This window comes from Pantoea sp. (assembly GCF_032114055.1).
Classification (GTDB): Bacteria; Pseudomonadota; Gammaproteobacteria; order Enterobacterales; family Enterobacteriaceae; genus Pantoea.
In genome coordinates this window covers 67,428-91,424 of record NZ_DAMCTB010000012.1, presented here as the reverse complement: position 1 = coordinate 91,424, position 23,997 = coordinate 67,428, and the positions used below count along the sequence as shown (strand labels likewise).

The 23,997-nt window shown below is 57.6% G+C and carries 23 protein-coding genes; 6 read left to right on the top strand and 17 right to left on the bottom strand.

All coding sequences use genetic code 11. From position 1 onward, the window contains the following. Positions 1-59 precede the first annotated feature (59 nt). Both metR and RT657_RS17265 read left to right on the top strand, forming a co-directional pair. Entirely contained in the window at positions 60-986 is a 927-nt protein-coding gene (metR, locus tag RT657_RS17270; protein WP_313655932.1) for an HTH-type transcriptional regulator MetR, read from the top strand. An 83-nt stretch (positions 987-1,069) separates the two neighbouring features. After that, positions 1,070-1,549 (top strand): DUF1456 family protein, encoded by a 480-nt coding sequence (locus RT657_RS17265; protein WP_313655931.1) that lies wholly within the window; start codon positions 1,070-1,072, stop codon positions 1,547-1,549. A 222-nt stretch (positions 1,550-1,771) separates the two neighbouring features. On the opposite strand, the gene RT657_RS17260 is transcribed toward RT657_RS17265, so the two are convergent. Further along, on the bottom strand, positions 1,772-2,635 hold the full coding sequence (locus RT657_RS17260; protein WP_313655930.1) for a carboxylate/amino acid/amine transporter: 864 nt from the start codon (positions 2,633-2,635) through the stop codon (positions 1,772-1,774). Between the two features lie 374 nt (positions 2,636-3,009). Between RT657_RS17260 and glpT the strand changes: the two genes are divergently transcribed. Further along, the gene (gene glpT, locus RT657_RS17255; protein ID WP_313655929.1) at positions 3,010-4,350 is read left to right on the top strand and encodes a glycerol-3-phosphate transporter; all 1,341 of its coding nucleotides are present in this window, start codon (positions 3,010-3,012) and stop codon (positions 4,348-4,350) included. A gap of 49 nt (positions 4,351-4,399) precedes the next feature. Here the strand turns inward: glpT and yigL are convergent, their stop codons facing one another. Further along, on the bottom strand, positions 4,400-5,200 hold the full coding sequence (gene yigL / locus RT657_RS17250) for a sugar/pyridoxal phosphate phosphatase YigL (protein WP_313655928.1): 801 nt from the start codon (positions 5,198-5,200) through the stop codon (positions 4,400-4,402). 51 nt (positions 5,201-5,251) lie between these two features. Next, positions 5,252-6,244: a lysophospholipase L2 gene (gene pldB, locus RT657_RS17245; protein ID WP_313655927.1), complete on the bottom strand. Its 993-nt coding sequence runs from the start codon at positions 6,242-6,244 to the stop codon at positions 5,252-5,254. A 112-nt stretch (positions 6,245-6,356) separates the two neighbouring features. Here pldB and rhtB point away from each other — a divergent pair, with 112 nt between their 5' ends. Continuing rightward, complete coding sequence (rhtB, locus tag RT657_RS17240) at positions 6,357-6,980, top strand: homoserine/homoserine lactone efflux protein (RefSeq protein ID WP_313655926.1); 624 nt, start codon at positions 6,357-6,359, stop codon at positions 6,978-6,980. 58 nt (positions 6,981-7,038) lie between these two features. Here the strand turns inward: rhtB and RT657_RS17235 are convergent, their stop codons facing one another. The 4 genes from RT657_RS17235 to pldA all read right to left on the bottom strand — a co-directional run bounded on the left by RT657_RS17235 (position 7,039) and on the right by pldA (position 11,413). Continuing rightward, the gene (locus RT657_RS17235; protein ID WP_313655956.1) at positions 7,039-7,839 is read right to left on the bottom strand and encodes a DUF1460 domain-containing protein; all 801 of its coding nucleotides are present in this window, start codon (positions 7,837-7,839) and stop codon (positions 7,039-7,041) included. A 208-nt stretch (positions 7,840-8,047) separates the two neighbouring features. Continuing rightward, on the bottom strand, positions 8,048-8,671 hold the full coding sequence (gene rhtC, locus RT657_RS17230; RefSeq protein WP_111139761.1) for a threonine export protein RhtC: 624 nt from the start codon (positions 8,669-8,671) through the stop codon (positions 8,048-8,050). A 12-nt stretch (positions 8,672-8,683) separates the two neighbouring features. Next, the gene (recQ, locus tag RT657_RS17225; protein ID WP_313655925.1) at positions 8,684-10,510 is read right to left on the bottom strand and encodes an ATP-dependent DNA helicase RecQ; all 1,827 of its coding nucleotides are present in this window, start codon (positions 10,508-10,510) and stop codon (positions 8,684-8,686) included. A 24-nt stretch (positions 10,511-10,534) separates the two neighbouring features. Beyond that, positions 10,535-11,413: a phospholipase A gene (pldA, locus tag RT657_RS17220; protein ID WP_313655924.1), complete on the bottom strand. Its 879-nt coding sequence runs from the start codon at positions 11,411-11,413 to the stop codon at positions 10,535-10,537. A gap of 193 nt (positions 11,414-11,606) precedes the next feature. On the opposite strand from pldA, the gene RT657_RS17215 reads away from it, so the two are divergent. Together RT657_RS17215 and rarD are read left to right on the top strand one after the other, a co-directional pair. Then, entirely contained in the window at positions 11,607-12,077 is a 471-nt protein-coding gene (locus RT657_RS17215) for a thioesterase family protein (RefSeq protein WP_313655922.1), read from the top strand. 17 nt (positions 12,078-12,094) lie between these two features. Next, positions 12,095-12,994, top strand: a complete 900-nt coding sequence (rarD, locus tag RT657_RS17210) for an EamA family transporter RarD (protein WP_313655921.1) — start codon at positions 12,095-12,097, stop codon at positions 12,992-12,994. Here the strand turns inward: rarD and RT657_RS17205 are convergent. The 10 genes from RT657_RS17205 to RT657_RS17165 form a co-directional block, all read right to left on the bottom strand. After that, on the bottom strand, positions 12,965-14,017 hold the full coding sequence (locus RT657_RS17205) for an AbrB family transcriptional regulator (protein ID WP_313655920.1): 1,053 nt from the start codon (positions 14,015-14,017) through the stop codon (positions 12,965-12,967). The genes rarD and RT657_RS17205 overlap by 30 nt on opposite strands. A gap of 97 nt (positions 14,018-14,114) precedes the next feature. Beyond that, positions 14,115-15,068 (bottom strand): magnesium/cobalt transporter CorA, encoded by a 954-nt coding sequence (gene corA / locus RT657_RS17200; protein WP_313655919.1) that lies wholly within the window; start codon positions 15,066-15,068, stop codon positions 14,115-14,117. A 177-nt stretch (positions 15,069-15,245) separates the two neighbouring features. Beyond that, a complete protein-coding gene (ysgD, locus tag RT657_RS19605) occupies positions 15,246-15,302 on the bottom strand; it encodes a YsgD/CorL family protein (RefSeq protein WP_353887304.1) in 57 nt (18 codons plus the stop codon). Positions 15,303-15,369: 67 nt separating this feature from the next. After that, the gene (gene uvrD / locus RT657_RS17195) at positions 15,370-17,532 is read right to left on the bottom strand and encodes a DNA helicase II (protein ID WP_313655918.1); all 2,163 of its coding nucleotides are present in this window, start codon (positions 17,530-17,532) and stop codon (positions 15,370-15,372) included. 152 nt (positions 17,533-17,684) lie between these two features. Continuing rightward, positions 17,685-18,401, bottom strand: a complete 717-nt coding sequence (gene yigB, locus RT657_RS17190) for a 5-amino-6-(5-phospho-D-ribitylamino)uracil phosphatase YigB (protein ID WP_313655916.1) — start codon at positions 18,399-18,401, stop codon at positions 17,685-17,687. Further along, the gene (xerC, locus tag RT657_RS17185) at positions 18,398-19,303 is read right to left on the bottom strand and encodes a tyrosine recombinase XerC (protein WP_313655915.1); all 906 of its coding nucleotides are present in this window, start codon (positions 19,301-19,303) and stop codon (positions 18,398-18,400) included. Before xerC ends, yigB begins: the two co-directional genes overlap by 4 nt. Continuing rightward, positions 19,300-20,004, bottom strand: coding sequence for a DUF484 domain-containing protein (locus RT657_RS17180; protein WP_313655914.1), 705 nt, complete (start codon positions 20,002-20,004; stop codon positions 19,300-19,302). The genes xerC and RT657_RS17180 overlap by 4 nt, the downstream gene beginning before the upstream one ends. Further along, complete coding sequence (gene dapF, locus RT657_RS17175; protein WP_313655913.1) at positions 20,001-20,825, bottom strand: diaminopimelate epimerase; 825 nt, start codon at positions 20,823-20,825, stop codon at positions 20,001-20,003. Before dapF ends, RT657_RS17180 begins: the two co-directional genes overlap by 4 nt. Before the next feature lie 28 nt (positions 20,826-20,853). Beyond that, positions 20,854-21,054 carry an LPS translocon maturation chaperone LptM gene (gene lptM / locus RT657_RS17170; RefSeq protein ID WP_313655912.1) on the bottom strand — a complete coding sequence of 67 codons (201 nt, stop codon included), beginning with the start codon at positions 21,052-21,054 and terminating at the stop codon, positions 20,854-20,856. A gap of 147 nt (positions 21,055-21,201) precedes the next feature. Next, on the bottom strand, positions 21,202-23,760 hold the full coding sequence (locus tag RT657_RS17165) for a class I adenylate cyclase (protein ID WP_313655911.1): 2,559 nt from the start codon (positions 23,758-23,760) through the stop codon (positions 21,202-21,204). Between the last annotated feature and the right edge of the window lie 237 nt (positions 23,761-23,997).

Sequence of the window (23,997 nt, the reverse complement as noted above, 5' to 3'; positions counted from 1 at the left end):
CTGCGGGTACTGTATGTAGCTCAAGCGCAACATGTTCATTTTCGATGTGAAGGACACTCATGATCGAACTCAAGCACCTGCGGACGCTTCAGGCTCTGCGCAATACGGGATCACTGGCTGCGGCAGCGGCCCAGCTTCATCAGACCCAGTCGGCGTTGTCTCATCAGTTCAGCGATCTGGAACAGCGTCTGGGATTCCGCCTGTTTGTGCGTAAGAGTCAGCCACTGCGTTTTACCCCGCAGGGCGATATTCTGCTGCAGCTGGCGGAGCAGGTACTGCCGCAGATCCAGCAGGCACTGCAGGCCTGCGATGAGCCGCATCAGACCACGCTGCGGGTTGCCATTGAGTGCCACAGCTGTATTCAGTGGCTGACCCCCGCGCTGGATAAATTCCGTCAGAGCTGGCCGCAGGTGGTGATGGATTTCAAATCAGGCGTCACCTTTGATCCTCAGCCCGCGCTGCAACAGGGCGAGCTGGATGTGGTACTGACCTCCGATATTCTGGCGCGCTCAGGTCTGTTCTACTCGCCGATGTTTGATTTTGAGGTACGGCTGGTGCTGGCAACAGACCATCCACTGGCGCAGGTGGAGCATATCTCGCCGGAAGATCTGGCCGATGAAGTGCTGATGATCTATCCGGTGCAGCGTCAGCGTCTGGATATCTGGCGCCACTTCCTGCAGCCCGCCGGGGTCAGCCCGGCGCTGAAAAATGTGGATAACACGCTGCTGATGATTCAGATGGTTTCCGCACGTATGGGCATTGCCGCACTGCCGCACTGGGTGGTCGAGAGCTTTGAAAAACAGGGGCTGGTCGTGACCCGGACGCTGGGCGATGGCCTCTGGAGCCGCCTTTATGCCGCCGTGCGCGACGGCGAACAGCGTCAGCCGGTGCTGGAAGCGTTCATCCGCTTTGCCCGCCAGCACGCCTGTGAGCATCTGCCTTTTGTACGCGATGCCGCGCGACCGGGTGCCGTGTTGCAGCGTTAACCGGATCGGCACAAACCTGCGCGAACGCGGGCAAAATCCCCTATAATGCGCAGCCTGTTGACCGACCATGAGAAGATCTCACCATGACTAACAACGATATTCTGCGCAGCGTGCGCTACATGCTTAACCTGAGCGATGCGAAAATGGTGGAGATTTTTGCGCTGGCAGAGTGTGACGTGCCGCAGACAGATATTCAGGCATGGCTGAAAAAAGAGGATGACGCTGCGTTTCGCCCCTGCCCCGACGTGCTGATGGGCTATTTCCTGAATGGCCTGATTTTCTATCGTCGTGGTAAAAGTGAAGATGCCCCTGCGCCCTCTATTGAGCGTAAAATGACCAACAACATCTTCATGAAGAAGCTGCGTATCGCTTTCGACCTGAAAACGACCGACATTCCTGAAGTGCTGAAGCGGGCGAACTTTACGGTTTCGCAGGCGGAAGTGGGCGCGATTTTCCGCAAGCCTGACCATAAAAACTATCGCGAGTGTGGCGACCAGATTCTGCGTAACTTCCTGAAAGGGCTGGCAATGATTCAGCGCCCGGTGAAAGGCAAGCCAGCTTAAGGCCTGTTGCCGTTCACGCGGGTTTACTGCGTGGTCGGAGACCGGACTCTGATCGCAAAGAAAACCCGCCTCCGGGCTGTACGGCCTGACGCCCTCTGGCCCGGCCGATTCAGTGGAAGATGAGATGCCGTCGTGATCAGACGCGCCAGCCGGGGCCGCTGTCCGCTTCAGTTGCCGCTTTCAACGCCGGCTTATCCTCTGTTTCGGCGCGCTCCTTTCCGCTTATGTACGATCACTCCGACCGACCACCCAGCGCCTGTGCACCCACAGCGAGGCGACGATCACCAGTGCGCCCGCAATAAAGCTCGGCCAGTGCGGTTTCTCCTGCCAGATAGCCAGATTGACCAGCAGTCCGGCGGGAACGTGCATGTTGTTCATGATGCCCAGCGTGCCGGCATCGACCTGCGTTGCCCCGTAGTTCCACATAAAATAGCCAAGACCGGACGCAGCCACTCCCAGCCAGACCAGAATCCCCCACTGCAGTGAAGTGGTTGGCAGTTTCTGCGGATTACCCCAGGCGGACCAGGCGACCACCGCGATCGCGACGGCGCCCAGATAAAACCAGGAGAAGGCGGTGTGCTGTGGCATGGGACGCGTCTCCTGCAGACGCTTATACCCTACCATTCCCGCCGCGAAGCAGATGTTAGCGAGCTGCACGAGCAGCAGACCTAACCAGAAATGATCGCTGACTTTGTCATAACGGATAATCGCCGCCCCGGCCACCGCCAGCAGCGCACTGAAAATGTAGCCGATGCGCAGGCGACGACGGCTGATCAGGTCATAGATCAGCGTCACATAGAGCGGCGTCATCACCGTAAATAACAGGAACTCCGACACGCTGAGATAGAGATAGGCTTCGAAACTCAGCAGGTACATCACACCCAGCTGCAGCATTCCCACCAGCATGTAAAGCAGCAGCGTTGACGGACGATAGCCGCGCCAGCGCAGAAAGGGTAAAAACACCAGCGCAGCCAGCGCCAGTCGCATCAGCACAGAGAACCAGCTGTCCACCTGACCGGCGAGGTATTCCCCAATCAGGCTGAACGAGAAGGCCCACAGAATAGTGGTAACAATCAGTAAGAACACGGTAACAGTCCCGAAATTAACAGGCCGCCAGTGTAAACAATGTGCCGCCCCGAGGCTGCAAAATCTGGTTGACATGAGGTTAAAAAAACCGCAGTCAGAAATCCCGTTTTGGTGGTTATTTACACGTCCTGACATAACTGTCGGCGGAAGAGGTGTTCAGCCAGACAAAATGCGCGAAATAATCCATCCCGTGATTACTTTCGCTCTCAACTGTAATAAAACTGTAACAAATGTGCCATTCATCACAGTAACATCAGGCAACTAACACTATTCTTTGCGCGAAATGGAACATCTTTTGTCCATTTCGTTCTGTCCACGTCCTGCCCCAACCTGCTGGGAATTAAAACCATAATGTGCCCTGGAGGGCCTCACTAATGCTGAGTATTTTTAAACCTGCACCACGCCAGCCGCAGGTGGCAGAGGATCGTATTGATCCTCTCTACCGACGTCTGCGCTGGCAAATTTTCATCGGGATCTTTTTTGGTTATGCGGCCTACTATCTGGTCAGAAAAAACTTTGCCCTCGCCATGCCCTATCTGGTCGAACAGGGTTTTTCACGCGGTGACCTGGGCTTTGCCTTGTCGGGCATTTCTATTGCCTACGGCTTTTCTAAGTTCATCATGGGATCCGTTTCTGACCGCTCCAACCCGCGCGTCTTTTTACCTGCCGGGCTGATTCTGGCCGCCACGGTCATGCTGATTATGGGGTTCGTTCCCTGGGCGACCTCCAGCATCATGGTGATGTTCGTGCTGCTGTTTATCTGCGGCTGGTTCCAGGGCATGGGCTGGCCGCCCTGCGGACGCACCATGGTGCACTGGTGGTCACAGAAGGAGCGCGGCGGAATTGTCTCGGTCTGGAACTGTGCGCATAACGTGGGTGGCGGTATTCCACCGCTGCTGTTCCTGCTCGGGATGGCGTGGTTCAATGACTGGAAGGCGGCACTCTATATGCCCGCCTTCGGTGCCATTGCCATTGCGATTCTGGCCTTTGCGCTGATGCGTGATACGCCCCAGTCCTGCGGTCTGCCCCCGATTGAAGCGTACAAAAACGACTATCCACCAGACTATGATGCCAGCCATGAAGAGGAGCTGACGGCAAAGCAGATTTTCATGAAATATGTGCTGCCAAATAAGCTGCTGTGGTACATCGCGCTGGCCAACGTGTTTGTCTATCTGCTGCGTTACGGCATCCTCGACTGGTCGCCGACCTACCTGCGCGAAGTGAAACACTTTACGCTGGATAAGTCTTCCTGGGCTTACTTCCTGTATGAATATGCGGGAATTCCGGGGACTCTGCTGTGCGGCTGGATGTCGGACAAAGTCTTCCGCGGCAACCGTGGTGCGACCGGCGTCTTCTTTATGACGCTGGTCACCATCGCAACCGTGGTCTACTGGCTCAATCCGGCGGGCAATCCTGGGGTCGATATGACCTGCATGATCGTGATTGGCTTCCTGATCTACGGTCCGGTGATGCTGATTGGTCTGCACGCGCTGGAGCTGGCGCCGAAAAAAGCGGCGGGGACGGCGGCGGGCTTCACCGGCCTGTTCGGCTACCTCGGGGGCTCTGTCGCCGCCAGCGCCATTGTCGGTTATACCGTTGATTACTTCGGCTGGGACGGTGGCTTCATAGTGATGATTGCCGGCTGTGTGCTGGCGGTGATTCTGCTGCTGCTGACCATGGTCAGTGAAAACAGGCATAAAAAGAACCTTGCCTGAAGGTAATAAAAAAAGGGCCGGATAACCGGCCCTTTTTTATGCGGAATGCTTAAGCCAGATAGAGCGTGCGCAGCAGCTGCGGCACTGCATCATCGGCATTGGAACCAATCACATCCAGCTCTGGCAAGGTATCTTTCAGCCGCTGATGCGCGTTCTGCATGATATAGCCCTTTCCGGCCATGCTCAGCATCTCCACGTCATTCATGCCATCGCCAAAGGCGATGCAATTTTCCAGCGAGTGGCCCAGCTGTTTCGCGACCGCTTCCAGCGCATGGCCCTTGGACACGCCGCCCGCCATCACTTCCAGACAGGTCGGCAGCGAAAAGCTGACATTCACCCGATCCCCCCAGCGCGCCTCAATAGCCTGCTCCATCGGGATGAGATGCTCAGGATTTTCGCAGGTGAAAAAGACCTTGCTGATGTTATCGGTCGGCAGCAGACCCGGCTCATAGACCTGATAGTTAAACACCGACTCGCGGAAATAGTCCTGCTCAGCCGGGCTTGAACGGCTGACAAACCACTCATCGTCGCGGTAAACATGCGTCAGGATATCGCTGTGATGATATTGCAGGCCGAACAGATCGCTGGCGATATCCTCATCCAGATTATGGCTGAACACCAGCTCACCGCGGGCGTTATGCACGCGCGCACCGTTTGAGGTGATCATATAGGCCGGAATTGCCAGGCTGTCGCGCATCTGGCCCACATCAATATGGTGACGACCGGTGGCGAAAATAAAGTGGATCTCTTTCGCGACCAGCTGCTGCAGCGTTTCGCGCGCAAAAGGGGTCAGGCGATGTTCGGGGGAGAGCAGCGTGCCATCCAGATCGGATGCAACGATGTGATACATGAAAACCTCGGATAACTGGTTCAGCCGGTGTTACCGGTCGGATAAATAACGTCAGTGATGCGATGAAAAAAAGTCGACCACTGCATTGAGTGCTTCGGCACGCATTTCATCTTTTTCAAACAGGATCTCGTGACGCGCACCGTCGATGACCCGTGGCGTATTGCCTGCACACGGGTGACCCGCCGCGGCCATTGCGGCACAGAAAAGATCCTGCGAGCGGTTATCGACCACCCGATCGTCGCTGGCCTGCAGCAGCAGCAGTGGCGTGGTGATCTTATCAACCTGACTGAGGATATTGCGGCCTGCATGGATGCCTTCACGTACCCAATGATAGGTGGGTCCGCCCACGCGAATAGCCGGATCGTCCGCATAAAAACGCAGATTGCGCCGGTAACGCTCGGCACTGTGAGTCAGCCGGTTAATACCAAACGGATGGGCGCGCCAGCGTCCGGTCCCCAGCGCATAGCCATCGCGCACGGCCGGTCGCTTTTCCGCCCAGTCCAGAATCCGGTGAGCCAGAAAAGAGGGTAACGGCAGCGCAATACCAAACATCGGCGCCACCAGCACCGCCGCATGAAACGCCTGCGGCTGACGCGCCAGAAACAGCGTTAAGATGGCTCCCCCCATTGAGTGCGCCAGCGCATAACGCTGCTGGTAGTGACCGCTGACGATCTCTTTCAGATAGAGCGTTTCCAGATCGTCGACGTAGTGGGTAAATTCCGCCACATGGCCGCGATGGGAATCTTCCAGCAGACGATCGGATCGTCCCTGACCGCGATGATCCAGGATGATCACGTCAAACCCGCAGTGGAACAGATCGTAGGCCAGTTCAGGGTATTTGATGTAGCTCTCGATGCGGCCTGGCACAATCAGGATCACACGCTGATGTTGCGGTGATGTGAAACGCACATAGCGCAGCGTCAGATTGCCGACGCCGGTGAATTCACACTCTTCACGGCGGTGCCAGAAGTCGAGCAGCGGCCCGGTGGCAAAGGCCGCAAAGGCTTTTTCCCGTCTCAGCCAGCTGGCTTTATGTTGATCCATTCGCCCTCCTGTTGAGCGGATACCGCGTCCTGAATGCTCTGCGCAGGCCGTAGCGCCGCGCTTAATTCTGGCGTATTGTGTCACAATTCCGTGACTAAAGAGAGCCTGACCCATGACCATCGAATGGTGGCTGACCTATCTGCTTACCACAACCATTCTCAGCCTGTCGCCGGGCTCCGGTGCCATTAACACCATGAGTACCGGGATCAGCCATGGCTACCGCGGCACAGTGGCGTCGATCTCGGGTTTGCAGGTCGGACTGGCGCTGCATATCGTGCTGGTGGGTATCGGCCTGGGCGCCCTCTTTTCTCAGTCGCTGCTGGCGTTTGAAATCCTGAAATGGGCCGGTGCGGCCTATCTGGTCTGGCTGGGTATTCAACAGTGGCGCTCCACAGGCGGGATCGATCTGGATGCCGTCGCCAGAGCGATGCCGCGTCGTCGTCTATTCAAACGCGCCGTGCTGGTTAATCTGACCAACCCGAAAAGCATCGTCTTTCTTGCCGCGCTGTTTCCGCAGTTTATCCAGCCGCATCAGCCGCTCTTTATGCAGTATCTGGTACTGGGTGTCACGACCGTGGTGGTGGATATCATCGTCATGATTGGCTATGCCACGCTGGCAACGCGCATTGCCGGCTGGATTAAAGGGCCAAAACAGATGAAGCTGATGAACCGCATTTTTGGCGGGCTGTTTATGGCGGTGGGCGCCCTGCTCGCCAGTGCCAGAAAGATCGCCTGAGTCCTGCGCGCCGACCCGCTCCGGTCGGCGCCTCTTTTCCCCCCTTCCTGCCTCGCCGTTAAGGCGCACTGACCGGTAGCGCACGCAGGACAATCATCCCCGGCTTAGACCGCATATATTCCCGGAAAGGCACGTCGACCACTTTACGCGTCGTGGCCAGCGAAGAGGCGTTTCTGAACCATAACCGGCCATCATGGCGCACGGCGATGCCGGCATGGGTGACATCCAGCGCCGGCGCGGTGGCGTAGACGCCGACATAATCGCCGGTGCGGATCTGCGCCAGCACCTGGGGCGTGATTGCTTTAGCGGGCAGATAGGTAATGCGGCGGGAGATCACGCCGAGACCGGGCACCTGCGGTTTTCCGCTTATCGCACGATTCAGCCGCTTCACGATCGTCACCGTTTCCGGGCTGAGGCTGCGTGTCACATCATCGGCATTGCGCGGATTTTGCGCGAACCAGTCAGAGAAGAAGTGGCGGCGGTTCAGGTAACGAACCTCGCCGCCCGCGTAGCGGGTGCGGATCAGGTTCGCTTCAAAGCTGGCGCGGTCGCGGCTGACGCTCAGTGCCTGAACGTAATCCAGCAGCGTGAAGCAATCCACGCCGTGAAAATTCGCCACCAGCGTTTCGGGGATGTCCGGCGCCCCCTTAAGCGTATGCGCCTGATAGGGCGTTCCGAGAAAGGCGGCAGAGATCTGCGCGATTCTCTCGCCCTGCGGCGCTGACAGCGGCGGTGCCTGCGCCAGGATCGCCGACACCTCGTCTCTTCCAGGTGGTGCCGCTGCCGGTGGAGAAATCAATTCCGGCGAAGCACAGGCGCTGAGCGCGGCCGCGATGAGCAGCAGTAACAGGCGTTTGATTCCGGTTCTCCTCTTCACAACAGGCCTTCCACGCCACCCTACCGGAGGCCAGCGTTTCACTGTTTAACAAAGGGTGACGATTTATCTGCGGCGGCGGCAGAGAGAGAAAGAACAGAATCGCGGAGGGTAAATCAAAAAGAGATGGCAAAGGGTGGAACGTCTGCCGGTCGCACCATGCGCGTTCCGGCAGAACAGACTGAATCCGGGCTTAACGCGAGATAATAAGGTGGATGCCAAAACCGGCAAACAGCACACCGGCCATGCCATCGACCCACTTCGCCAGACGCTGATACTTCGCGCGCATCCACGGCAGCGCAAAGATAGCCGCCACCAGCGCAAACCAGGCAAAGGTTTCACCAATAATCAGCAGGAACAGGCCCCAGCGCTCCGCCGCACCCACATCATCGCCGACAAACAGCGAGAAGACGCTGCCGAAATAGATGATGGCCTTCGGGTTCGACAGATTGGTCAGCAGCCCCTTGAGGAAACTCATGCCGCGTTTTGGCAGTTCAACCACCGGCTCATCCTGCTGCGGCTGTTTGTGACGCTGGCGGGCTGAGCACATCAGTTGCCAGCCCATCCACAGCAGATAAAGTCCGCCACCGACCATGATGATCTGGTGCAGCCACGCCATTTTTTCCAGGATCAGATGAAGGCCCATCAGCGCCACACCTGCCCAGACCACAATCCCCAGCGTGATGCCCAGCACCCCCATCATCGCCTCTTTGCGGGAGCGGCTGGCGGCGGTTTGCGAAACGAAAAAGAAGTCGGGGCCGGGGCTCATCAGCGCCACCAGATGCACCAGTGCGACCGTTGCAAATAACATCAGCATAATCAGTGTCCTTTACTCTTCATCGAGATGCTCTTTGATCATCACCAGGAAAGGTTTGCCAAAGCGCTCCAGTTTGCGATGCCCGACGCCGTTCACGCTCAGCATTTCTGAGGCGCTGACCGGCATCTGTTCTGCCATCTCTATCAGCGTGGCGTCGTTGAACACCACATAAGGCGGAATGTTCTCTTCATCTGCAATCGCTTTACGCAGCTTACGCAGCTTGGCGAACAGTTTACGGTCATAGTTGCCACCGTGAAACTTCGCAGGACTGCTGCTTTTGCTTTTCGCGGTAATCAGACGCGGCACCGCCAGCATCAGCGGCACTTCGCCCCGCAGCACCGGGCGCGCCGCCTCGGTGAGCTGCAGCGCGGAATGCATGGCGATGTTTTGCGTTACCAGCCCCAGATGAATAAGCTGGCGCAGCACGCTGACCCAGTGTTCGTGGCTCTGATCTTTACCCAGTCCGTAAACCGGCAGCTTGTCGTGGCCCTGTTCGCGGATGCGCTGGTTATTCGATCCGCGCAGCACTTCCACGATGTAGCCCATGCCGAAGCGCTGCCCGACGCGATAGATGCCGGAAAGCGCTTTCTGCGCCTCGACCAGACCGTCATAACGCTTAGGCGGATCGAGACAGATATCGCAGTTGTCGCACGGCTGCTGGCGACCCTCGCCGAAATAGTTCAGCAGCACCAGACGACGACAGGTCTGCGCCTCAGCGAACGCGCCCATGGCATTCAGCTTGTGGCGTTCAATATCCTGCAGCGGTCCGGGTACTTTCTCCTCCAGACATTTACGCAGCCAGGCCATATCCGCCGGATCGTAGAGCATCATCGCTTCTGCAGGCAGGCCATCACGCCCGGCGCGCCCGGTTTCCTGATAATAGGACTCGATGTTGCGTGGGATGTCGAAGTGCACCACAAAACGGACATTGGGCTTGTTGATGCCCATCCCAAAGGCGACCGTCGCCACCACGATTTGCAGATCGTCACGCTGAAACGCTTCCTGCACCCGGCTGCGCTGTTCGCTGTCGATCCCGGCATGGTATGCGCCGACACTGAATCCCCGGCTTTGCAGACGCGCGGCCGTGTCTTCCACCTTCGCCCGGCTGTTGCAGTAGATAATGCCGCATTTGCCACGCTGATCCTGCACGTAGCGCAGCAGCTGATCGGTGGGCTTGAACTTCTCTACCAGCGTATAGCGGATATTGGGACGGTCAAAACTGCTAATCTGGATCAGCGGATCCTGCATGTGCAGCAGGTTAACGATGTCGTTACGGGTGGTTTCATCCGCCGTGGCAGTCAGCGCCATCACCGGTAACGCCGGGAAGTGCTGACGCAGCCTGCCGAGCGCACCATATTCCGGTCGGAAATCGTGGCCCCACTGCGAAATGCAGTGCGCTTCATCCACCGCCAGCATTGCGGGTTGCCAGTGCGCCAGATTCTCCAGGAAGTTATCCATCATCAGGCGTTCAGGGGCGATATAGAGCAGTTTCACCCGCCCCGTGCGGCAGTCTGCCATCACGGCCTGCTGCTGCTCGCGCGTCATGGTCGAGTTGAGACAGGCGGCTGCCACGCCATTCGCCAGTAGCTGATCGACCTGATCTTTCATCAGCGAGATCAGCGGGGAAACCACCAGCGTCAGCCCCTCGCGCACCAGCGCCGGGATCTGATAACAGAGCGATTTACCGCCGCCGGTGGGCATAACCACCAGACAATCGCGCCCGTTCAGCGCCTCATTGATGATCGTCTGCTGACCGGGACGAAACTGCTGGTAGCCGAAGGTATCATGTAATACCTGCTGCGCCAGCGCTTCCTGATTGAGAACTGCCGAGGTTGCCACGCGATTCCTGTCTTACGTTAGGGATTAGAACAAGTCGTTGAGCGTTACACCCATACCCAGACGCGTCTGGCGATGGTTGTAATCGATCAGTGATTCACCGTAGCCGCTGAATACCTGAGTATAGAAGCGAACATGCTCAGTTATCGGATAGCTCCAGCCCAGAGTGGCGCCGCCATAACCGCTGTTCCAGTTATAGTTGCCCTCTACGCTGAAGATGTTGTCGCCCAGTTTATAGCCCAGACGGGCGCGGTAGTAGCCCATATATTTGGTGATATCGGGATTGTCATCGTTGTTGGCCCCGTCAGGGATACGATACCAGGGCTTGATCTCCGCCAGAACGTTCCCGTTCTCGGCCATCAGACGCGCATAGACGCGGTTCCAGCTTCGTGAGGTCGGGTCGCTGCGTCCGTTGGATTCATGATTAAGACCCACTTCCACATCGCGCAGCGTCCAGCCTGCCAGCGAATAGTCCGTGGCCCAGCCAAGGAAAATCTGCGGCTCATAGTTGGTTTCACGGAAAGGCGATGACTCACCGCGATTCGACAGCTGCCACCACGAGCGCTGGGTGTAGGACGCCGCCAGCACTGAGTTGTCGCCCAGAATACCGCGCCACAGTGGAAACGCCAGGCTGAGCTGGAATTTCACTTCATCTTTGCGGGCATTTTTCCCCCAGTTATAGGAGGAGATCGCCTCTTTGTTTATGTCGCTGGTGTAGGTGTAAAGCAGATAGTTGTTCTCATAGGGATAGAGAACAAACGGGTTATCGTGCTTCTCCAGCAGGTTAGCAATGATGCTTCCCTGAACCTCTGGCGCGTCATGAACCTCTTTAATCTGGGCTTCATCCGCCTGCGCCAGCGCAGGGACGATCAACATTGCCGCCAGCAAGGCGCGATGCTTACGCATAAATTTCTCCGGTAGGCGCTGCGTATCAAAACAACTGAAAGGGTGTCGTAAAAAGGAGGCCATTCTACACGCAAATGGCAGTGAGCATGAGTGCTGATTTCTTAAACTGGAAACCCCTTCGCAGGCGGCATAGAATACACAACTCATTAACGTTCCGCGCCCCTCTGGCCCGATTTTTTCAGGACATCTCATCATGTCATCACCCGTGCTGACACCGCAGGACGCTCGCCAGCTGGTCGGCGAAATTTTCGTTTATCACATGCCGTTTAATCAGGCGCTGGGCCTGGAGCTGATGCGCCTTGACGCCGACTACGCTGAGATCAGCTTCAATAACAAAAGCATGCTGGTGGGCAACCAGGTGCAGCAGATTCTGCACGGCGGCGTCATTGCTGCCGTCCTGGACGTGGCGGCGGGCATGGTCTGCGTCAGCAATGCCTTAACCCGTCATGAGAGCATCAGCGAAGCGGATCTGCGCCACCGGCTGTCGCGCATGGGCACCATCGACATGCGCGTCGACTATCTGCGGCCCGGACGCGGCGAGCGTTTTACCGCCACCAGCACGCTGCTGCGTGCCGGTAACAAAGTCGCCGTGGCGCGCGTGGAACTGCACAATCAGCAGGGCGACTATATCGCCACCGCTACCGCCACCTATCTGATCGGCTAATCACTTCTGGATTTCACATGGATACGCAACAGACCCGCCAGGGTATCGGTTTTGCCCTGGGTGCTTACTTTATCTGGGGCATCGCGCCCGCCTATTTCAAACTGGTTAAACAGGTTCCGGCGACGGAGATCATGACACACCGGGTAATCTGGTCTGCACTTTTTATGCTGCTGCTGATTACCGCCAGCCGCAGCTGGCCGGTCGTGCGTTCAGTCATGCGGCAACCCAAAAAAGTGCTGCTGCTGGCGATTACCGCGCTGACGATTGGTGGCAACTGGCTGCTGTTTATCTGGGCGGTTAACAATCAGCACATGCTGGAAGCCAGCCTGGGCTACTTTATTAACCCATTAATCAATGTCGTGTTCGGCATGCTGTTCCTGCGCGAGCGTTTTCGTCGTCTGCAATGGCTGGCGGTCCTGCTGGCGGCGGTCGGCGTGCTGGTGCAGCTGTGGCAGTTTGGCTCGCTGCCGATCATTGCGCTCGGTCTGGCGCTGAGTTTTGCTGTATATGGGCTGATGCGGAAGAAGATTCAGGTCGATGCGCAGAGCGGCATGCTGATTGAAACCCTGTGGCTGTTTCCGCTGGCGGCGCTTTATCTGTTTGGCTTTGCCGACAGCAGCACCAGTCATCTTTCGGCCAACCCGCTCAGTCTCAACCTGATGCTGATTGCCGCAGGCGTCGTGACCACGATTCCGCTGATGCTGTTTGCCGCAGCCTGTACCCGGCTGCGGCTCTCGACCGTCGGCTTCTTTCAGTATCTCGGTCCGACGCTGATGTTTATTCTGGCCGTCGCGTTTTACGGTGAAACGATCACCCCGGATAAGATGGTCACCTTCGGCTTTATCTGGCTGGCGCTGCTGGTGTTTATCTGCGACGCGGTGGCGTTTTCACTCCGTTCCCGTGCGCGCATAGCGTGAAATAAAGCGGGCTAACGCCGGTCCGGTCAGCAGGATGGTAAAGAGACGCAGCGTCTGTAACGCCATCACAAACGCCATATTGACCTGGGTGCCCGCTGCAATAATCGCCACCGTGTCCAGTCCGCCCGGGCTGGTGGCGAGATAGGCCGTCATCAGATCGATATCCAGCATCTGCGTCAGCATCCAGGCCAGCCCGCCACACAACAGCATCAGTCCGAAGATCGAGGCCAGCATCTGCGGCAGCGTGCGCAGTGCCAGCAGGAAAATCGGCCGGGTAAACCGCAGCCCCACGCTCCAGCCAATCAGCGCATAGGCTACCGCCAGCAGCCATTCCGGCACCTGCAGCGCCACAAGATGGCTGCCGTTGAGCAGCGCGCCAGCCAGCGCAGGCAGCAGCAGTGCGCCAGACGGAATGCGCAGACGGGTACCCAGCCACGCGCCCGTCAGCATCACCACCAGAGTCAGCGCAAAGCCGTGATTCAGGGCGGGGAACCAGACTAACGAGATGCTGTGCGCCTGATCGCCCAGCCCGATGCGCGCCACCAGCGCCGCCGCTGACGCAACAAACAGTACCCGCAGATACTGCATAAACGCCACCAGCCGCACGTCCGCGCCGAAGTCACCCGCCATCGCCACCATTGCCGACGCGCCGCCCGGCGACGATCCCCAGGCACCGGTCGGGCCGGGCAGATGACTGAAGCGCACCAGCAGAAAGCCCGACAGGCCGCTGGCCGCCAGCGTCAGCAGCAGCACCATCAATATAATCGGCCACTCCTGAATCAGCGGTGTCAGGATCGACGGCGACAGGCTCTGGGCAATCATGCAGCCCAGCACGGCCTGAGCCAGCAGAAACAGCCGTTTATCAATCCGCAGCGTGGCACCCGACAGCCCCATCACGACACCGACAATCATCGGCCCCAGCAGCAGCGCGGCGGGCACATGGAAAACGTGCAGCACTGCGCCGAGCAGCACTGAGATCAGCAGCAGCAGCGTCCACTGCACAGGCAACGACAGAGCATCCATAAGAAGTTAATTATTTGTAAAAACAGAAGGGTGAGATTACGCAGAAATGGGGACAGGAGCCAGTAAAATGGGCCATCTCAGATGGCCCATTCCTGTTTTATAGCCAGTTTTTACGCTTAAAGTAGAGATAGGGCGCAAGTCCGGCCAGAATCATCAGGCCAATCGCACCGGGATAGCCAAAGCTCCACTTCAGTTCCGGCATAAACTCAAAGTTCATCCCGTAGCTGGAGGCCACCAGAGTTGGCGGCAGGAAGACCACGGAAACCACTGAGAAGATCTTGATGATGCGGTTCTGCTCAATGTTGATAAAGCCCATCGCCGCCTGCATCAGGAAGTTGACCTTCTGGAACAGCGATTCGTTATGCGGCAGCAGCGATTCAATGTCGCGCAGGATTTCCCGCGCCTGCTCCAGCTGGTTACCCGGCAACCGCGCTTTACGCACCAGGAAGTTCAGGGCGCGCTGGGTATCCATCAGGCAGAGACGGACCTTCCAGCCGATATCTTCCAGTTCAGCCAGCCGCGACAGCGCCTGATCGTACTCTTCGCCCTGCTGGCCTTCCATGATCACCCGGCTGAGTTTCTCCAGCGCGCTATAGATGTTCTCGATCTCATCCGCCAGCTGCTCGATTTTGGTTTCAAACAGGTCGAGCAGCAGCTCAAAGGCATTGCCATCAATCAGGGTCTGATTACGGGCGCGCATGCGGTAAAGACGAAACGCGGGCAGTTCACGTTCGCGCAGCGTATAGAGTCGATCTTCACGGATGGTGAATGCCACGGTGGAGTTACCGGCGTGATCGTCAGCATCTTCATAGAAGAAGAAGGAGTGGATATGCAGACCATCTTCATCTTCGAAGAAACGCGCCGAGGCCTCGATATCTTCCAGTTCAGGTCGTGTCGCCAGGCTCTGACCCAGCTCGGACTGCACCCGGTCGCGTTCGCCTTCTTCGGGTTCGATCAGATCGACCCAGACCGACGTGGCCAGTTTGTCGTTTTCGTCTTCCAGCTCCAGTCGCGTCAGGCGGCTGCGATCCAGTTTAAATGCGCTCAGCATAGCAATACTCCCCATTGCAGACTAAATGGGACAAGGCTGTCCGCCGTTCCTTAACAGGAATCGGCAACCTGAACACGGAAACAGAGTTTCAAAGGTAAATCAGTGCTGACTCGTGCGACGGAATCAAAAAGGGAGGTCGCTGATAACCGCTAAGGCTACCCGCGTAAAGAGGTAGCCTTAGATGTTATGCCTGCTAAACAGGTCATTGAGCCAGCATCGACTGGGCGTGTCCAAGGCATTGTCCTCTCATGATAATAGTGGGCGCATGTTACGCTGAGACGAAAAAGCCGTCAACCGCACGCTAAAGCGTTTCCAGCTTCGCGTAGGCCGCTACCAGCCACTTGATTCCCTGCCCCTGAAACGCCACCTGCAGACGGCTGTGCTCACCGCTGCCTTCCAGATTGATGATGGTGCCTTCGCCGAATTTAGCGTGATGAACACGCTGGCCCAGCGCGAATCCGCTGTCATTTTTGGTCACCGGCGCGCCCATCCGCTGATGGTTTACCGGGCGACTGACGCTGGCGCGCAGACGCACCTCTTCGATGCACGTTTCCGGCAGCTCACCGATAAAGCGGGAAGGCCGGTGATACACTTCTTTACCATAAAGCCGGCGGGTTTCGGCGTAGGTCAGCGTCAGTTTGAGCATGGCCCGGGTCACGCCAACATAGGCCAGACGCCGTTCCTCTTCCAGCCGGCCACCTTCGTCCAGCGACATCTGGCTCGGGAACATGCCCTCTTCCATGCCGACGATAAACACCTGGCTGAACTCCAGCCCTTTCGCCGAGTGCAGGGTCATCAGCTGAACCGCATCCTGCCATTTGTCGGCCTGACCTTCGCCCGCTTCCAGCGCCGCATGGGATAAGAAGGCCTGCAGCGGCATCAGATCCTCATCTTCATCCTGATAGCTGAACTGACGCGTCGCGGTCACCAGCTCCTCAAGGTTTTCGATACGTGCCTGGCCCTTCTCGCCTTTCTCCTGCTCATACATCAGCCACAGGCCGGAGTCTTTAATCACCCGGTCAGTCTGAACATGCAGCGGCAGTTCGGCGGTTTCGGTGGCCAGGGAGTCGACCAGCTCACAGAAACGCTGCAGGGCCGACGCGGCCCGACCCGCCAGCGCACGGCTTTGCAGCAGTTCGCGGGTGGCCTGCCACAGCGTCATCTGACGCTCACGGGCCGTCTGTCGCACCACATCCAGCGTGCGGTCGCCCACGCCGCGCGTCGGAGTATTCACCACACGTTCAAAGGCCGCATCATCGTTACGGTTCGCCATCAGGCGCAGATAGGAGAGTGCATCTTTGATCTCCTGACGTTCGAAGAAGCGCATACCGCCATAAATACGGTACGGCAGGCTGCTCTGCAGCAGCGCCTCTTCCAGCACACGCGACTGGGCGTTGCTGCGATAGAGAATCGCGCAGTCGTTGAGTGCGCCGCCGTTCTCCATCCAGACCTTGATGCGATTCACCACAAAACGCGCTTCATCCAGCTCATTAAAGGCGCAATAGATAGAGATCGGTTCGCCGTCGCTGCCTTCGGTCCACAGCTCTTTACCCAGACGGCCATTGTTGTTGGCGATCAGGGCGTTAGCAGCTTTAAGGATATTGTTGGTCGAGCGATAGTTCTGCTCCAGCCGGATTGTTTCTGCAGCCGGAAAATCCTGCAGGAAGCGCTGGATATTTTCGACCTGCGCGCCGCGCCAGCCGTAGATCGACTGGTCATCGTCGCCCACGATGATCACCCGGCCGCTGTCGCCCGCCAGCATCCGGATCCAGGCGTACTGAATGTTGTTGGTATCCTGAAACTCATCCACCAGCACGTTGGTAAAGCGTTCGCGATAGTGATTAAGAATATGCGGCTTGTTAAGCCACAGCTCGTGCGCGCGCAGCAGCAGCTCGGCAAAATCCACTAACCCGGCGCGATCGCACGCTTCCTGATAGGCCTGATAGATACGCAGCCAGGTCTGCTCAATCGGGTTGCCGTAGCTTTCGATATGCTTTGGCCGCAGGCCTTCATCTTTTTTGCCGTTGATGTACCACATGCCCTGACGCGCAGGCCACTGCTTCTCATCGAGGTTCATCGATTTGATCAGGCGCTTGAGCAGCCGCAGCTGATCTTCGCTGTCGAGGATCTGAAAATCCTGCGGCAGACCGGCATCAAGATGGTGGGCGCGCAGCAGGCGGTGCGCCAGGCCGTGAAACGTTCCGATCCACATGCCGCCCTGACTGGTGCCAATCAGCTGCTCGATACGGTGACGCATTTCCGCCGCCGCTTTGTTGGTAAAGGTCACCGCCATAATTGAATAAGGCGAGCAGTTCTCGACCGACATCAGCCAGGCAATGCGATGCACCAGCACCCGCGTTTTGCCACTGCCCGCGCCTGCCAGCACCAGCAGGTTACTGCGCGGTGCCGCAACGGCAGCGCGCTGATTGTCATTTAAACCATCGAGCAGTTCAGAAACGTCCATAAGCACCGTTTACCAGAGAAAAAACGCCGTCGTCGCGCTGTGGCGCTTGTCTGCCGCGGGCGTATCGATGCAGAAAAGACGACGACACAGAGGCCGCTTCAGAGGCAGCGGCACAGCAGAAAAAAGATGACGACTGGATAAATTTACAGCCATTATAGCAGTGAGGTGAGTGATGCCAACCGCGAAATTTCGACATGCGGTAACAGACGCGCATCCGGGATATGCATCAGATTGCCCTGTCGCAGATTAATCCAGCACGCCTGCAGTCCACAGCGCAGCGCGCCCGCCACGTCGGTGGTCAGGTCATCACCCACGTGCAGAATGTGCTGTGGCGCGATAGCCAGCCGTTGCGCGGCAAGCTGATACATATCCTGCCACGGCTTGGCGCGTCCGTCCGGTCCGGCACGCAGGGTAAAGCGGAAGTACGCTGCGATCCCCATTTTTTCCGGGCTGGCATTGCCGTTAGTAATCGCCACCAGCGGCACTTTTTCCGCCAGCGCTTTCAGGGTCTGATGCGTCTCTTCCGGCATCTCCACCTGACTGCGCCAGTGGTGGAACACTGCCATCACCTCTGCCGCACCGGCAGTGGCGTCGGCCGCAGAGAGGCCGGCATTCAGCATTGCCAGCTCGACCGAGCGGCGTCGCCACTCCGACACATCGTGATAGATCTCCGGTTCACGCAGCAGCAGGTCGTCGCGCAGCCGCTGATAATCCTGCGGCGTAAAGCTACGCAGCGCCGGATGATACGCCTGCAGCGCGGCGTGCGACGCCAGGGCGGTACGATGGATCACCGGATGGTTATCGTAAAGCGTGTCATCAAGGTCGAAAGTCAGGGCTTTAATGGCCGACAGCGGACGATAAAACTTCATTCGTTCTTTCCTCGTTTGGCGCGGGGATGCGCAGCGTCATACACCGATGCCAGATGCTGGAAATCGAGATGGGTATAGATCTGGGTTGTCGACAGGTTCGCATGGCCCAGCAGCTCCTGCACAGCGCGCAGATCGCCACTGGACTCCAGCAGGTGCGTGGCAAAAGAGTGACGCAGCTTATGCGGATGAATATGGCTGGCGACACCCTGCCGGATGCCCCACTCTGCAAAACGCTTCTGTACGTTGCGGGGCGAGATGCGGTTGCCGCGCGTCGAAAGAAACAGCGCATCATCCTGGCCGCCAAAGGTGTCGCGCAGCGGCAGCCAGTGCTGGATCCAGGTAACCGCCGTGCGGCCAATCGGCACCCGACGCTCTTTGCTGCCCTTTCCCACCACCCACACTTCGCCGGAGTCGAGGTCGACGTGGCGGCAATCCATGTTCACCAGCTCAGAGAGACGTAACCCGCCGCCATACATCACTTCGAGCATCGCCCGATCGCGCACGGCCAGCGGATCGCTGAGGTCGATCTCCAGCAGCTGATTCACCTCATCGACATCGATGTTCTTCGGCAGATGACGTGCTTTACGCGGGGTCATCACCCCTTTGGCCGGGTTAGCGGCAAGCAGCCCCTGGCTCACCTGCCAGTCAAGAAAACTGCGCAGGGCCGAGAGACGCAGCGCGAGGCTGCTGGCGGAAAGTCCGGCGCGACGGCTGCGTGCCGCCATGCTGCGCACCTGCGCCGGTTCCAGCGCGGTCCAGCTGCTGAGCTTCATTTCATCGGCAATGGCCACCAGCGCGGCAAGCTGTCGCGCATAGCTGCTCTGCGTCAGCGGGCTGAGCTGGCGTTCCACCTTCAGGTAGCGCAGAAACCCGTCGATGGCCTCCTGCAGCATCTGACTCATGCGCGCTCAACCCAGCGGGCCAGCAGGCCCGGCATCATCTGTGACAGATGCTGCAACAGCAGCGTGCCCATGCCCGATTGATAGTGCTGGCTGTCGCGGCTGCTGAACACCAGCACGCCGAGATCGCCCTCTTCGCCCATCAGCGACATCGCCACCGATCCAATCGCTTTGGCCTGCGGCAACAGCAGCAGCAGTTCCGGTCCGTTAATGTTGCCGAGATAGTGATGCTGATTGCCGAAGCGCTGAATGCGCAGCGGCTCAAACGCCTGGCGCGACAGGCTCAGCTGAAAGAAATCTGAAGGCGCGCCCAGCAGCCATTTATCGCTGAACAGCCGCACATTTGCGCCCGCCAGACCGAGCTCACGCGCCCAGCGGTGCAGACGATTGAGCATATCCTGCAGAGAGTCCGCCGCGGCCAGATGGCTTTCCAGCGACAGCAGACGGTCAAAGAGTTCGTGGTTCGCGCTGGCCTGTTCCATCAACAGCGTGATCTCTTCTTCCAGCCGCTGGATATGGTTACGTTGCCGTGCCATGTGCCACTCGACCAGCGACACGCTGCCACGCACCGGATGTGGCACAGTCATCTGTTCGACTTCGCGGGCATTGCGGATAAAGAATTCGGGATTCTGCCGCAGGTAATCACTGACGGCCTGATCGTCCAGCAGAACCGAACTGTCAGCCTGCTCTTCGATATTTTTCATAGATGAATAAACCCATCATAAACATGTGTAGCAGGCCCGGTCATATAGAGCGGCTGACCGGCCCCTTTCCAGCTGATATGCAGCGTGCCGCCGGGCAGATCAACCCGGACCTTCGGGGCCAGAATGCCCTGCTGAATGCCGCACGCAACGGCAGCACAGGCACCGCTGCCGCACGCCTGCGTTTCACCTGCGCCGCGTTCATAGACGCGCAGGCGGATATGTTCGGGATTCAGGATCTCCATAAAACCGACGTTGACGCGCTCCGGAAAGCGTTCATGACTCTCCAGAATCGGCCCCAGTAGCTCAACCTGGGCGGTTTTAACACTTTCAACCTGAATAACGCAGTGCGGATTGCCCATCGACACCGCACCCAGCATCACAGTCTGCTCTGCCACGCGCAGCAGATAGAGGTTTTCCGCTTTATTGGCGCGAAAAGGCACCTGCTGCGGCTCAAAGTTGGGCTCGCCCATGTTCACCCGCACCTGGTCATCCGGCGTAACGGACAGGACCATGCGGCCATTCTGCGTACTGACACGGATATCGCTTTTGTTGGTCAGCCCTTTCAGCTGAACAAAGCGGGCAAAGCAGCGCGCACCATTGCCACACTGCGCCACTTCACTGCCGTCGGCGTTGAAAATGCGGTAGTGGAAATCGAGATCGGGATCGTAAGGCGGTTCAACAATCAGCAGCTGATCAAAACCGATACCCAGATGGCGGTCGGCCAGCCGGCGGATCAATTCCGGCGAAAAAAAGATATTTTGTGTCACGGCATCCACAACCATAAAATCGTTGCCGAGACCGTGCATTTTGGAGAACTGCATTTTTTGCTCCGCCGGATAAGCCATCAGATTAGTTCGCTTTTACGCCTGCATTGCCGGTCACCAGCCCGCCCACATCGGCTTTCGTGGCGTCCGCTTTCTGGCGTTCGGTCGGTGCCTGCTGTTTCTTCGGCTGATCCTTCGGCGGGAAGTAGAGCGGGCCTTTCAGGCCACAACCTGTAAGGCTGATTACTGCCAGTGTCATGGCCAACAGGCTTATTACTTTCTTCATTCTTTATGCTCTTCATGTCCTTTACCTGGATGCTTATCATCGCAGTTGAAGGTGGAAAAGCAACAGGAAATCCCCGCAAATAGCGTGAACCGGGTGACAGGCCAGAAAGAAGGCGGCCACCTGCGGAGCGCAGGCAGCCCGTCAGCATCAATGCACCTGATAGCGCGGTTGATAGTCGCTGTTGTCGTTGTCAGGCTGCGATGTGCAGAGCTGCGTCAGTGTCTGACTGCGGAACGGAATAACCTGGAATCGCTCACCGGTATTCACGATCTGATAGAACTGCGGCAGGTTGAAGTTGATAAAGCTCGACCCGTAGGTAAAGCGATCGTGCGACGAGGAGTAGAACCGGCTGACGTCTCGCACCAGTTCCTCTTTGCTGCCTTCACAGTGATGATAGACTTCAACCCGATTGGTTTCATCGAGGATGTAGATGTTGAAGCCACGCTCGTCGGTCGTGTTCTCAAAGAAGAACTGAATGATGCCTTCGCTGGCGTAGCCGTTTACCACCGGCGGCAGCGGCGTCTGATGGGTTTCGACTTTGATCGACAGGCCGTGAAGCTTGTTGTTGGAGATCGCGCCGTAAAATTCCACCGCATTTTCCAGTTTCTGCACCGAGACGCTCATGCGTTCGAAGAAGAGTCCCCACGTCTGGCCCGCCATACGCAGGGCTTTGAAGCGACCCGGCTCCTGACGTGTGCTGGAAAGGCGCAGCTCAATGCACTCTGAAACCAGCTGCTGCACGCGCGTACGGATCAGACCGCGCAGATGCTGGCTGTAGCAGAAAACTTCCACCGTGTCGGGCGGCGATGCATCCTGATGCATCTTGCCCAGAATGGTTTTCAGCCCTTCGATCATTGCCTGCTCGCCGCTGAAGTGCAGCGTACGTACCTCATTCCAGGAGTTGCGATAGAGCAGATCGATACTGCCAATCAGGCACTGCTGCTGCTGACCAAAGCTGAAAACATCCAGCTTGCGGAAGTCAAAGTGCACCACCTGATTGCGGAAGGCCGCCGTCGGATCGTGCTCAAGGTTGACGATAATGGCGAGATGGCGGATTTCGCACGGGCTGTAGAGCGCTTTTGGCGTCGGCGCAGGCAGACGCAGCGGGAAGTGGCTGGAGACATCATTTACCAGTTCCTGCAGCCGCGCCAGATCGCAGATTTCGTTGCCTTTAATATGCAGCCGGGTTTTGCGGGTCAGCAGACCATTGAACCATGCCCACGCCACCAGCTTGTTCAGGTAGCGGTTATATTCCAGCGGCTGATGGCTGATGATCGAATCCATATCCGGGGCCTGGTTATAGAGATACCAGCCTGAACGGTTGGCGCGACCGGGTGGCACATGAATAAAGGTCAGATTAGGCTCGGAGAGATCGGGTGAGATCTGCGGGTTAACCAGCGTGACCTTTCCCGGCAGCGCCTCAAAGGCCGCATAGAGTTTACGGGTCAGCACGCCGATATCCTGCGGGCTGGCGCTGACGCTTAAATTATTACGGCGGGCAAAACGGATCAGGTTGCGATAACTCTGCATCATCGCATCCAGCAGTTCGTTATGGGCTTCACGTACCCGCTCAATTTTCCACTCTGCACGGTTGTCCAGAATGGCAATCTTCTCGTCGTTCCAGCCCCAGGCTTTGACCAGCTGCGATAAAATTTCGCGGCGCCAGCCGCTGCGATGCTGATGATCGTCGGTACTAAGTTTTTCGCACACTTTCAGGTAGAAGCAGCGACGCACCAGATCAAGACGCGGCTGATCGTCGATACTGGTCAGATAATGGGTGACCCGCTCCAGCATCATGCAGTAGGGATCGAGCCCGAAACAGATAATTTCGCCGTCATGCAGACGCTGTTTAATATCCATCGCCAACAGCTGCGTATTCGGATATTCCCAGCTGTAGGCTTCCAGCAGCAGCGTTTTCAGAACGGCTTTATAAGGCGAGTCGATGCTTTTATAGAGCTGCCACAGGCTGGCACCAAAGTACTCTTCGGCCGACAGCGTACCAAGGCCACCCAGATCGAGCCACTCGTTCGGGGTCAGGACGCCTTTGGCGTACAGCGACATCACATAGTCGTCGTAGTGATGCTCTTCTTCGCCCGGCACCATGTTCCACAGGATGCGTTTACCGGCCATGCGAACCGCAGTACGGTAAAACTCATCCAGCAGTAAAATATGCTGGGTTGAGCCGCAATCTTCTCCGCCCAGACTGCCGCTTTCGTTATGACGGAAACGGTTCTCATCAATCAGGAAGAAACTCACTTCCACGCCCATAGAGACGCACCACTTCTGCAGCAGCGTACATTTGCGCTGCAGATTCAGGCGCTCTTCGTTATCCAGCCAGGATTGATGGCAGACCCAGATATCGAGATCCGAGATGCTGTTCTGACCGACAGAGGAGGTACTGCCCATGGAGTAGATGGCCGTGATGGGCCTTTCACCTTTTGGCACATCAGCATGGCGCAGGTCATTATCGCCGGTCAGGTCGGCCAGCAGCTGGCGTTGATTTTCATCAGGCGTGAAAAAGCTGATGCCATGTGGAACGTTACCTTCAAGGTAACCCGGCATCTGCGGATGTTGATAATGTAATAAGGTTGGCAGCAGACTGTAGACACGCTGAAAAGCGGGCCCCATGGCAGCCAGCGCACGGTCAACGCGCAGCTGGTTGATTGCATCCAGTCTCTGTTTCAGTGTCTCAATATAGAGGTACAAGACGTTTCGCCTGATTGTCCCAGTGTTTAAGCACCCTGTTTCCCCGCTCTGCCTCTGATGGCGTAAAAAAGTGGGCAGATAATTGCTGGAAACGTGATCAATCTAACACCCGGCAGATTGACCGTAAAGAAAGTTGCGCTACTTAACAGTTTAGCACGTTCTGACCCGCTTCCTGCATTTTCAGGACCGGATCCAACGCGGCGGCTTGATAAACCGGGCCGCAAACCGTGCGCCGCC

Coding starts and splice junctions, on each gene's coding strand:
- metR (WP_313655932.1), top strand. CDS start 60: ATGATCGAACTCAAGCACCTGCGGACGCTTCAGGCTCTGCGCAATACG.
- RT657_RS17265 (WP_313655931.1), top strand. CDS start 1,070: ATGACTAACAACGATATTCTGCGCAGCGTGCGCTACATGCTTAACCTG.
- glpT (WP_313655929.1), top strand. CDS start 3,010: ATGCTGAGTATTTTTAAACCTGCACCACGCCAGCCGCAGGTGGCAGAG.
- yigL (WP_313655928.1), bottom strand. CDS start 5,200: ATGTATCACATCGTTGCATCCGATCTGGATGGCACGCTGCTCTCCCCC.
- pldB (WP_313655927.1), bottom strand. CDS start 6,244: ATGGATCAACATAAAGCCAGCTGGCTGAGACGGGAAAAAGCCTTTGCG.
- rhtB (WP_313655926.1), top strand. CDS start 6,357: ATGACCATCGAATGGTGGCTGACCTATCTGCTTACCACAACCATTCTC.
- rhtC (WP_111139761.1), bottom strand. CDS start 8,671: ATGCTGATGTTATTTGCAACGGTCGCACTGGTGCATCTGGTGGCGCTG.
- pldA (WP_313655924.1), bottom strand. CDS start 11,413: ATGCGTAAGCATCGCGCCTTGCTGGCGGCAATGTTGATCGTCCCTGCG.
- RT657_RS17215 (WP_313655922.1), top strand. CDS start 11,607: ATGTCATCACCCGTGCTGACACCGCAGGACGCTCGCCAGCTGGTCGGC.
- rarD (WP_313655921.1), top strand. CDS start 12,095: ATGGATACGCAACAGACCCGCCAGGGTATCGGTTTTGCCCTGGGTGCT.
- RT657_RS17205 (WP_313655920.1), bottom strand. CDS start 14,017: ATGGATGCTCTGTCGTTGCCTGTGCAGTGGACGCTGCTGCTGCTGATC.
- corA (WP_313655919.1), bottom strand. CDS start 15,068: ATGCTGAGCGCATTTAAACTGGATCGCAGCCGCCTGACGCGACTGGAG.
- uvrD (WP_313655918.1), bottom strand. CDS start 17,532: ATGGACGTTTCTGAACTGCTCGATGGTTTAAATGACAATCAGCGCGCT.
- yigB (WP_313655916.1), bottom strand. CDS start 18,401: ATGAAGTTTTATCGTCCGCTGTCGGCCATTAAAGCCCTGACTTTCGAC.
- xerC (WP_313655915.1), bottom strand. CDS start 19,303: ATGAGTCAGATGCTGCAGGAGGCCATCGACGGGTTTCTGCGCTACCTG.
- RT657_RS17180 (WP_313655914.1), bottom strand. CDS start 20,004: ATGAAAAATATCGAAGAGCAGGCTGACAGTTCGGTTCTGCTGGACGAT.
- dapF (WP_313655913.1), bottom strand. CDS start 20,825: ATGCAGTTCTCCAAAATGCACGGTCTCGGCAACGATTTTATGGTTGTG.
- lptM (WP_313655912.1), bottom strand. CDS start 21,054: ATGAAGAAAGTAATAAGCCTGTTGGCCATGACACTGGCAGTAATCAGC.